This window comes from Yersinia proxima (genome assembly GCF_902170785.1).
GTDB lineage: Bacteria > Pseudomonadota > Gammaproteobacteria > Enterobacterales > Enterobacteriaceae > Yersinia > Yersinia proxima.
In genome coordinates, this window is record NZ_CABHYG010000019.1 from 23,149 (window position 1) to 33,286 (window position 10,138).

Genomic DNA, 10,138 nt, shown 5'->3' on the forward strand with positions numbered 1-10,138 from the left:
ACTAACGCCCTACAGCGCAAAAAGGCTGATGACTAAAAAGTCACCAGCCATCAGCCTATAAGTCAGGCTGCGAACTCAAAGCTTAACTTACTTGATCTCAACAGAAGCACCAGCTTCTTCCAGAGATTTTTTCAGAGACTCAGCTTCGTCTTTGTTCACGCCTTCTTTCAGAACTGCAGGTGCAGATTCAACCAGGTCTTTAGCTTCTTTCAAGCCCAGGCCAGTTGCGCCGCGAACAGCTTTGATAACTGCAACTTTGTTGTCGCCGAATGAAGCCAGAACAACGTTGAATTCAGTTTGTTCTTCTACAGCTTCAGCAGCAGCAGCAGGACCTGCAGCAACAGCAGCAGCTGAAACGCCGAATTTCTCTTCCATAGCAGAGATCAGTTCAACGATTTCCATTACAGACAGAGCTGCAACGCCTTCAAGAATTTGGTCTTTAGTGATAGTTGACATAACAAGTGTTCCTAAAATACAGAAATAGTTTATACGTTAAAAAGCAATGACTGAAAAAGAGAGGGCGAATTAAGCCGCTTCAGCTTCTTTCTGGTCACGCAGCGCAGCCAATGTACGAACCAATTTGCCAGCAGCGGCTTCTTTCATGGTTCCCATCAGACGTGCGATTGCTTCTTCGTAGGTTGGCAGAGTTGCCAGGCGGTCGATCTGAGCCGCAGGGATTAACTCGCCTTCAAAGGCTGCTGCTTTAACCTCAAATTTTGCATTTTCTTTAGCAAATGCTTTGAACAGACGAGCAGCTGCGCCCGGGTGTTCTGAAGAGAATGCAATCAAGGTTGGACCAACAAACGTGTCTTTCAGGCATTCGAACGGAGTGCCTTCAACAATGCGACGCAGCAAGGTGTTACGAACAACTTGCATATGAACGCCAGCTTCACGACCTGCTTTACGCAGTTCAGTCATTTTATCAACGGTAACGCCACGAGAATCCGCAACAACCGCAGACAGCGCACCTTTGGCTACTTCTTTAACTTCAGCAACAATCGCTTGTTTGCCTTGAAGATTTAGTGCCATTAGTTCTTGCTCCTGGATTAACCGGGGATTAATTCCCCGGAACTCACGTCACCCAAAACATTACTAAATTGTAATGAACGGGCGTTGAAACACGGTGAGCAGAATCCAGCAAAGACCATTCTTTTTTATTCTTGATAAACAAAAAAATAAAAAAATGCTTCAGGTTCTGTCACCGTCTACGCAGGAAATTAAGTGCTTTACAACACACCTGCGGTCTTGGACGGAGGCTTGGATAAGGCCAAGCTCCAACCGAAAATTCTGTTTTCTGTCGATTGAACATTTGTGATTAACAAATAAGCCATCAACAGAAGTATGGGCGTAAGATTTTAGACAAACCTTACGCCCACGTAAAGCGATAAAAGCAAATAGTGATTAGTTCACTACTGCTGACAAGCCGCTTTGATCAATAGCAACGCCGGCGCCCATGGTGGTGGACAGGCTGATTTTCTTGATATAAACGCCTTTCGCTGTAGCAGGTTTAGCACGCTTCAGCGCAACAACCAGAGATTCTAAGTTTTCTTTCAACTTATCTGCGTCGAAATCAACTTTACCAATGGTAGTGTGGATAATACCGTTTTTATCGTTGCGATAACGAACCTGACCTGCTTTAGCGTTCTTAACTGCTTCAGCAACGTTAGGAGTAACAGTACCCACTTTAGGGTTAGGCATCAGGCCACGTGGACCCAAGATTTGGCCCAATTGACCAACAACGCGCATTGCATCTGGGGAAGCAATAACAACGTCGAAGTTCATTTCGCCTTTCTTGATTTGATCAGCCAGATCTTCCATACCTACCAATTCAGCGCCTGCTTCTTTCGCAGCTTCAGCGTTTGCACCCTGAGCGAAAACAGCAACACGAACTGAACGGCCTGTACCGTGTGGCAACACAGTTGCACCACGAACGTTCTGGTCAGATTTACGTGCGTCGATACCGAGGTTAACGGCAACGTCCACGCTTTCTACGAATTTAGCAGTAGCCAGCTCTTTCAGCAGGGCAACAGCTTCGTTGATATCATATTGCTTAGTAACATCAACTTTGTCACGGATCACGCGCATGCGCTTGGTCAGCTTAGCCATTTATTAACCCTCCACTACCAGGCCCATGGAACGAGCAGTACCTTCAATTGAACGCATCATGTCGTCAATTGAAGCACCAGTCATATCCGCAGCTTTGGTTTCTGCGATTTCACGAACCTGAGCACTGGTCACAGTCCCTACTTTGTCTTTGTTCGGCTTGCCAGAACCAGACTTAATACCTGCCGCTTTTTTCAGCAGAACTGCTGCTGGCGGGGTTTTAGTAACGAAAGTGAAAGAGCGGTCAGAATAAACAGTAATAACAACAGGGATTGGCAGGCCTTTCTCAATGCTTTCAGTCTTAGCATTGAACGCTTTACAGAATTCCATGATGTTAACACCCTGCTGACCCAATGCTGGACCAACTGGTGGACTTGGGTTCGCCATACCAGCTGCAACTTGCAGCTTGACATAGGCTTGTACTTTCTTAGCCATTTACGATTTCCTCGATTTGGGTAATATCGCCTCGTGTTCGAGGCTCCCCGTGTTTTGTCTCGCTATTATTTCTATGAAATAAGTTGTCACGGGTGACAAAAAGCAAGACATCTAAAAACAAAAGGCGCGAAATTATATTGTAATTTCACGCCTAAGACAAGACTCAAATTTCGACCAATGGTGAAAAATGAATCAGCCTTTTTCTACCTGACTGAAGTCCAGTTCGACCGGAGTTGCACGGCCAAAAATGGAAACAGACACTTTCAAGCGACTCTTTTCGTAGTCCACTTCTTCAACAACACCGTTGAAATCAGCAAATGGACCATCACTAACACGAACCAATTCACCTGGCTCAAACAGTGTTTTAGGACGTGGTTTATCACCCACTTGTTGAAGACGATTCATAATCGCATCAACTTCTTTATCACTGATTGGTGCCGGACGATCGGATGTGCCACCGATAAAGCCCATTACACGTGGCACGCTACGTACTAAGTGCCAGCTGGCGTCGTTCATCACCATCTGAACCAGTACATAACCTGGGAAGAATTTACGCTCACTCTTACGACGTTGACCGCCACGAATTTCGACGACTTCTTCCGTTGGAACCATGACTTCGCCAAACAGCTCTTCCATGTCATGTAACTTGATATGCTCACGCAGCGATTGAGCTACGCGGCCTTCAAAACCGGAAAACGCCTGAACGACGTACCAACGCTTTTTTGGTGCTTCAGACATCTTAGAACCTCAGGCCAGTAATAAATGATACCAGGCGGACCAGAATACCATCCAGCCCCCATAGAATCAGTGACATTACAGCAGTTACCGCAGCAACGATTAACGTTGTGTGCAGAGTTTCCTGACGGGTAGGCCAAATCACTTTACGCACTTCCGTGCGTGCTTCACGAGCAAACGCTACAGTGGCTTTGCCTTTTGCCGTCATCAATGCAACAGCACCGGCAACAGCGATAATTACTACAACTGCCAACGCACGCAGCGGCAGGCTGAAATCACGGTAATAATAATTACCAACTATAGCTGCAACTAACAGTACAGCAACGATTAGCCATTTAGCCGTTTCCAGGCCGCGTCCGCTCCCTGGAGCCTCGGTATTCGCACTCATAAACCAACCTGTCACTATGATTCAGAACAAACAACTTTGCTTCGCACCGCAAAGCAAACCAAGCCGAAGGATGCTCTAGAGACTCTCTAATCGGCACCACTCAGCACTATCCGCCGTACTTCCAGAGCCCATCTCACCAATAATTATGATGAAAAAACCACTGATGAGATAGGTTCTAGTATGACAACGTAGAAAAAGGGCATCAAATGATGCCCTTTTATCGTATGTCGCGTCAAATCTTATTCAATGACTTTAGCAACAACGCCAGCACCAACAGTACGACCGCCTTCACGAATTGCGAAGCGCAAGCCGTCATCCATTGCGATCGGAGCAATCAGGTTAACAATCATTTGAATGTTATCACCTGGCATTACCATCTCAACGCCTTCTGGCAGTTCAATAGTACCGGTTACATCAGTTGTACGGAAGTAGAACTGAGGACGGTAGCCTTTGAAGAACGGAGTATGACGACCGCCTTCATCTTTGCTCAGAATGTAAACTTCTGACTCAAATTTGGTGTGTGGCTTGATAGAACCTGGTTTAGCAAGAACTTGACCACGTTCGATCTCTTCACGCTTGATACCACGCAGCAGAACACCCACGTTCTCACCGGCACGACCTTCATCCAGCAATTTGCGGAACATTTCAACGCCAGTACAAGTAGATTTAACCGTGTCTTTCAAACCAACAATTTCGACTTCTTCGCCAACTTTAACGATTCCGCGCTCTACACGACCCGTTACAACAGTACCACGGCCGGAGATAGAAAATACGTCTTCGATTGGTAGCAGGAACGGCTTATCGATAGCACGCTCTGGTTCTGGGATATAAGAATCCAGATAGCCAGCCAGCTCGATAATTTTTGCTTCCCACTCAGGTTCACCTTCCAGTGCTTTCAGAGCAGAGCCACGAACAACCGGTGTATCATCACCTGGGAAATCATAGGTAGACAGAAGGTCACGCACTTCCATTTCTACCAGTTCCAGCAGCTCTTCATCATCAACCATGTCACATTTGTTCATGAATACGATGATGTAAGGAACGCCAACCTGACGACCCAACAGGATGTGCTCACGAGTCTGTGGCATAGGGCCATCAGTTGCAGCAACAACCAGAATAGCGCCGTCCATCTGAGCAGCACCAGTGATCATGTTTTTAACGTAGTCGGCGTGCCCTGGGCAGTCGACGTGCGCATAGTGACGTGACGGGGTGTCATATTCAACGTGAGACGTGTTGATGGTGATACCACGCGCCTTCTCTTCCGGAGCGTTGTCAATCTGGTCGAATGCACGAGCACTCCCGCCGTAGGTTTTAGCCAGAACGGTGGTGATTGCAGCAGTTAGGGTAGTTTTACCATGGTCAACGTGGCCGATAGTACCCACATTAACGTGCGGTTTTGTACGTTCAAACTTTTCTTTAGACATCGATTGTCCCTCTAAGACACGGAATCGGTGGTTTCACCACATCAACCAAGCGCATGCTTGCTGAATCCATAACACAGAAAGAAAATCAGGGGACGAGAGAATGGGAAGTGGTGCTGATAGGCAGATTCGAACTGCCGACCTCACCCTTACCAAGGGTGCGCTCTACCAACTGAGCCATATCAGCGCATCTTGGAGCGGGCAGTGGGAATCGAACCCACATCATCAGCTTGGAAGGCTGAGGTAATAGCCATTATACGATGCCCGCATCTTAGAACTCGGCTACCTGACTTAATCTGCAGAAACTTGAAAGGAAGGGCTTGGCCACTTCACTCTTCATCGAGAGCCTAGCTCTCGCCTTGAGTGTTAATTGGGGTTCGATCTTCTGAATCACCCTGAGACTCAAGGTTAAATATGGTGGTGGGGGAAGGATTCGAACCTTCGAAGTCGATGACGGCAGATTTACAGTCTGCTCCCTTTGGCCGCTCGGGAACCCCACCTAATTTTTTATTACTTGAATGGTGCCGGCACCAAGAGTCGAACTCGGGACCTACTGATTACAAGTCAGTTGCTCTACCAACTGAGCTATGCCGGCATCAAGTGCAGCGCATTCTAGGTAGAGTGAGCCTATGATGCAACAAAAAAATTGCACAAATTGCCCTTTCGCTCATAAAACAGCCACTTTTTAAACTTAAGATGTATTATTGACCATAGTTGGCTCAATTCACACTCAGTGCTTCACTATTTTAACCAAGCCTATGAATAAAAAACATCCCTAAAAAACAGCTCATGTCTCACTGCCAAACAATTTTATCGCCCGCAAAGCGAAAATAAATTCAATTCTGTGCCCCAATATGGGGAGATCAACCCAATAAGGTGCATTGAAGCTAAAAAATCCCTGCCCAACGCCTTTAATCGCAAAGTTCCGTATTTGGCTTATTTATTGCTTAAATATAAGCATACGCACAAGCCAGACATCAGACAGGGGCTTTATTATGAAGATAGTTTTACTGAATGCGGCAACATTGCCGATATACCGAAGTGAGCTGGCACATTTACTGATTGATGCTGTATCTCATGGCGCATCAATCGGCTACAGCACCCGAGCTATCTCGCAAGATGAAGCGGAGAACTACTACCATAACCTTCACTCTGCCATCACGAAAGGTACATTATTATTATGGATAGCACGTGATGAAACAGGGATCGTGGGTACTATCCAATTAGATTTATGCCAAAAGCCAAATGGCTTAAACCGAGCCGAAGTACAAAAATTATTAGTTCACAGCCGAAGCCGTCGTGCTGGGATTGGGCATAAATTGATTATTGAGATGGAAAATACTGCGGTTCAGCTTCGTCGCGGATTGTTATACCTGGATACCGAAGCTGGTTCTCCTGCTGAGTCTTTTTATCGTGCGCAAGGATACCGGTGTATGGGCGAGATCCCTGATTATGCCTGCACACCTGATGGTTGTTATCACCCAACGGCTATTTATTTCAAACGCTTATTCTCTGTTAATCAAACACATACCGCTATAGCCAGTTAGACAGGATAAATATACCCAGTAAAATGACAGAAGCTCGACAAGCACCTTCGTAACTGTTCGGAATAGCAACACACATCAAAGAAATCACTCACTAAATACAAAAATGTCTACGCCAAAAAGCAAGCTGCCTATAATATGCAGCTTGTTTCTTATCTGGAGTTGGCGTCCAGCGCCTTTCCCAACCTGCGTTAACAGGCAGAATTTGGCTTATGACAAAAAGAGATCAATCTTTAGCGACGCCTTATCTACAGTTCGATCGTACTCAGTGGGCGGCTTTGCGCGACTCAGTACCATTGACGCTAACAGAAGAAGAAATCGTTAAACTCAAAGGGATTAACGAAGACCTTTCATTAGATGAAGTGGCACAGATATATCTACCACTCTCGCGACTACTTAATTTTTATATCAGTTCTAATTTGCGCCGCCAGGCGGTTCTGGAGCAATTTCTTGGAACTGATGGTCAACGTATTCCCTATGTTATTGGTATTGCGGGCAGTGTCGCGGTAGGGAAAAGTACAACAGCGCGTTTGCTTCAGGCACTACTTAGCCGTTGGCCAGAGCACCGTAGTGTCGAGCTGATTACTACTGATGGTTTTCTTTATCCGAATAAAGTGCTGAACGAGCGCGGACTGATGAAGAAAAAAGGATTCCCAGAATCCTATGATATGCACAACTTGGTGAAATTTGTCTCTGAGGTAAAATCAGGTGCTGATCATGTCACCGCGCCTGTTTACTCCCATTTAATATATGATATTGTCCCTGATGGTAATAAGATTATCAAACAGCCGGATATTCTTATATTAGAGGGGTTAAATGTTTTACAAAGTGGCATGGATTACCCTCATGACCCGCACCATGTATTTGTCTCTGACTTTGTAGATTTCTCTATATATGTTGATGCGCCAGAAGATTTACTCCAAAGTTGGTATATCAATCGGTTCCTTAAATTCCGCCAGGGTGCATTTTCTAATCCTGATTCTTACTTCCATAACTATGCAAAACTGCCAGAAACAGAGGCAGTGAAAATTGCAACGCAGTTATGGAAAGAAATCAATGGATTGAATTTAAAGCAGAATATATTGCCAACACGTGAACGAGCTAGCCTGATAATGACTAAAAGTGCCAATCATGCGGTTGAAAGTGTGCGTTTAAGAAAATAATAAATTGTGGGCAGTAATAGCCGCCCATTTAACTTATTAATTAACCCCACGAAGAGATATTTCACCACCGATATACGGTTTTACATGCCCATCTTGCTCTAATAATAATGCACCTTGTTGGTCTATACCGCGAGCAATACCAAATATTTCTTGGTTTCCGATAATCAATTTCACTGGGCGATCAAGATAGTTATCCATTTCCCGCCAACGTGAAATAAAGGCGGCTAGTCCCTCATTTTCAAACTTAACCACTGCCAGTCGTAATTCAGATAATAATTCAGCTGTCAGTTTATTGCGATCAATAATAACGCCAGCTTCTTGTAAATTAATCCAATCCTGGCTAATAACATTGGTTGTTAATTCACGCATGGTCAGATTAATACCGGCACCAATAACCAACTGCGCTGCATCACCCGTTTTACCAGTGAGTTCCACTAATATTCCAGCCAACTTCTTATCATTTAGATATAGGTCATTTGGCCACTTGACGCGAACCTGTTCTGCACCCAGTTTGTGCAACACTTCCGCCATCACAATACCCACCACTAAACTTAGCCCCATCGCAGCTGCAGGGCCTTGTTCTAAGCGCCAGAACATTGATAAATAAAGATTAGCACCAAAAGGCGAGACCCACTGACGACCACGTCGACCGCGGCCAGCTTGCTGATATTCAGCGACACAGGCATCACCAGATTTAAGTTCAGTGATGCGATCTAACAGATATTGATTCGTAGAGTCAACTACGGGTAATACAGTTACCTGACCAGCAGGCAAATAACTTAATATGGCTTGTTCATCAAGTAATTGGATTGGTGTCGGTAAGCTATATCCTTTGCCTGGCACAGTGAAAACATCGAGCCCCCATTCTCTGATGGTTTGCATATGCTTATTAATTGCAGCCCGGCTCATACCCAACACTTCACCTAGTTGCTCACCTGAGTGAAAAGTACCGTCGGCAAGTATACCTATTAATCGCAAGGGGACTTTTATATCTTTCACGACAAACGCTCCACAGCATTAACTTCACCATTACTTGCGATAAAGCGCACCTCTGGCTCTAACCAGATGGAAAATTTCTTTGCAACCTGCTGGCGGATATAGCTGGCAAGGCCCAATACATCCTGTCCAGTAGCCTCTGCAAAATTAATCAGTACTAAAGCCTGTTGCTGATGCACTGCGGCCCCACCAATTCGGTATCCTTTGAGTGAGCATTGATCAATAAGCCAACCCGCAGCCAGCTTTACAGAACCATCAGGTTGCGGGTAATGGGGCGCATTGGGATAGCGCTTTACAATATCTTCAGCCACAGTTGCATCCACAACTGGATTTTTAAAGAAACTACCGGCGTTGCCCGTCACTGTCGGGTCAGGTAACTTACTCCGACGCATTGCACAGACAGAGTTAAAGATATCCTCCGCTGTTACAGTCAGTGGGTCCATACGAGTTAAATCACCATAACCCAGCGTTGGGGTCCACGATTTTATTAATCGAATACCTACAGCAACAATGGCAAATCCATGACCGTAGTGATGTTTAAATATGCTGTCACGGTAACCAAATTGGCAGTCTTCAGCAGAAAGGCGTAGAACCATACCCTTCTCCATATCAAGTAAATCAACGTATTCACATACTTTTTGCAGCTCAACGCCATATGCTCCAATATTTTGAATTGGAGCAGAGCCGACACAGCCTGGGATTAAGGCTAAGTTTTCTAAACCCGGCATGTTGTTTTGCAACGAGTAGCATACCAACTGGTGCCAATTCTCCCCTGCACCTACATGCAGATGCCAGGCAGTATCATCTTCCGTAAAGGTAATACCCTTAATACGATTAAGTAATACTGTCCCTGAGTAGTTTTCAATAAACAGTACATTACTGCCCTCCCCAAGCAAGAGTACAGGCTGATGCTTAGAGACAGACTCATGCCATGCATCAATCAATTCTTGTGTAGAATTAGCACTGATAACATTGCTCGCGTAGGCTGATAGTGCAAAAGTGTTGAGATGTTTTAGCGGAGAACGTTGATTCGACATTACATTGGATACTCATTCTAACTAGCTCTGGCGCTAGTCTAACCGATCATAATGCTCATATTGTATTTTGTTTTAAGTGAATATATAAAAAAAGCCCTCTGCACAGCAGAAGGCTCTTTCTTTGGCTTTCATATTTCACACATAGCAAAAACCCCACGCTTTTGGCATGGGGTCTCGGCTTATTTGATGCCTGGCAGTGTCCTACTCTCGCATGGGGAGACCCCACACTACCATCGGCGCTACGGCGTTTCACTTCTGAGTTCGGCATGGGATCAGGTGGGACCACCGCGCTATGGCCGCCAGGCAAATTCTGTTT

General features: G+C 45.5%; 11 protein-coding genes, 4 tRNA genes and 1 rRNA gene. 2 read left to right on the forward strand and 14 right to left on the reverse strand.

The genetic code is table 11. The annotated features are described in order from the left end of the window. Positions 1-87 precede the first annotated feature (87 nt). From rplL to FTB31_RS18985, 11 genes are all read right to left on the reverse strand, one after another. Positions 88-456: a 50S ribosomal protein L7/L12 gene (rplL, locus tag FTB31_RS18935; RefSeq protein WP_004876762.1), complete on the reverse strand. Its 369-nt coding sequence runs from the start codon at positions 454-456 to the stop codon at positions 88-90. Between the two features lie 69 nt (positions 457-525). Continuing rightward, a complete protein-coding gene (gene rplJ, locus FTB31_RS18940; protein WP_050078935.1) occupies positions 526-1,029 on the reverse strand; it encodes a 50S ribosomal protein L10 in 504 nt (167 codons plus the stop codon). 372 nt (positions 1,030-1,401) lie between these two features. Further along, on the reverse strand, positions 1,402-2,106 hold the full coding sequence (gene rplA, locus FTB31_RS18945) for a 50S ribosomal protein L1 (RefSeq protein ID WP_050078934.1): 705 nt from the start codon (positions 2,104-2,106) through the stop codon (positions 1,402-1,404). Positions 2,107-2,109: 3 nt separating this feature from the next. Next, positions 2,110-2,538, reverse strand: coding sequence for a 50S ribosomal protein L11 (gene rplK / locus FTB31_RS18950; protein ID WP_004393384.1), 429 nt, complete (start codon positions 2,536-2,538; stop codon positions 2,110-2,112). Between the two features lie 192 nt (positions 2,539-2,730). After that, positions 2,731-3,276, reverse strand: coding sequence for a transcription termination/antitermination protein NusG (gene nusG / locus FTB31_RS18955; RefSeq protein WP_002210671.1), 546 nt, complete (start codon positions 3,274-3,276; stop codon positions 2,731-2,733). Position 3,277: 1 nt separating this feature from the next. After that, positions 3,278-3,661, reverse strand: a complete 384-nt coding sequence (gene secE / locus FTB31_RS18960) for a preprotein translocase subunit SecE (protein ID WP_004704671.1) — start codon at positions 3,659-3,661, stop codon at positions 3,278-3,280. A gap of 239 nt (positions 3,662-3,900) precedes the next feature. Then, positions 3,901-5,085 carry an elongation factor Tu gene (tuf, locus tag FTB31_RS18965; RefSeq protein WP_004704670.1) on the reverse strand — a complete coding sequence of 395 codons (1,185 nt, stop codon included), beginning with the start codon at positions 5,083-5,085 and terminating at the stop codon, positions 3,901-3,903. Positions 5,086-5,193: 108 nt separating this feature from the next. Next, a tRNA-Thr gene (locus FTB31_RS18970) sits at positions 5,194-5,269 on the reverse strand. 6 nt (positions 5,270-5,275) lie between these two features. Further along, positions 5,276-5,350 (reverse strand) — tRNA-Gly (locus tag FTB31_RS18975). A gap of 147 nt (positions 5,351-5,497) precedes the next feature. After that, a tRNA-Tyr gene (locus FTB31_RS18980) sits at positions 5,498-5,582 on the reverse strand. Between the two features lie 19 nt (positions 5,583-5,601). Continuing rightward, positions 5,602-5,677: transfer RNA gene (locus FTB31_RS18985), tRNA-Thr, on the reverse strand. 400 nt (positions 5,678-6,077) lie between these two features. Here FTB31_RS18985 and FTB31_RS18990 point away from each other — a divergent pair. Both FTB31_RS18990 and coaA read left to right on the forward strand, forming a co-directional pair. Then, positions 6,078-6,629 carry a GNAT family N-acetyltransferase gene (locus FTB31_RS18990; protein ID WP_077175656.1) on the forward strand — a complete coding sequence of 184 codons (552 nt, stop codon included), beginning with the start codon at positions 6,078-6,080 and terminating at the stop codon, positions 6,627-6,629. Between the two features lie 209 nt (positions 6,630-6,838). Continuing rightward, positions 6,839-7,789 (forward strand): type I pantothenate kinase, encoded by a 951-nt coding sequence (gene coaA, locus FTB31_RS18995; protein ID WP_050078932.1) that lies wholly within the window; start codon positions 6,839-6,841, stop codon positions 7,787-7,789. Between the two features lie 36 nt (positions 7,790-7,825). Here the strand turns inward: coaA and birA are convergent, their stop codons facing one another. The 3 genes from birA to rrf form a co-directional block, all read right to left on the reverse strand. After that, on the reverse strand, positions 7,826-8,788 hold the full coding sequence (gene birA, locus FTB31_RS19000; RefSeq protein WP_050078931.1) for a bifunctional biotin--[acetyl-CoA-carboxylase] ligase/biotin operon repressor BirA: 963 nt from the start codon (positions 8,786-8,788) through the stop codon (positions 7,826-7,828). Beyond that, complete coding sequence (murB, locus tag FTB31_RS19005; protein WP_077175655.1) at positions 8,785-9,822, reverse strand: UDP-N-acetylmuramate dehydrogenase; 1,038 nt, start codon at positions 9,820-9,822, stop codon at positions 8,785-8,787. Before murB ends, birA begins: the two co-directional genes overlap by 4 nt. Positions 9,823-10,010: 188 nt before the next feature. Next, positions 10,011-10,126, reverse strand: a 5S ribosomal RNA gene (rrf, locus tag FTB31_RS19010). Between the last annotated feature and the right edge of the window lie 12 nt (positions 10,127-10,138).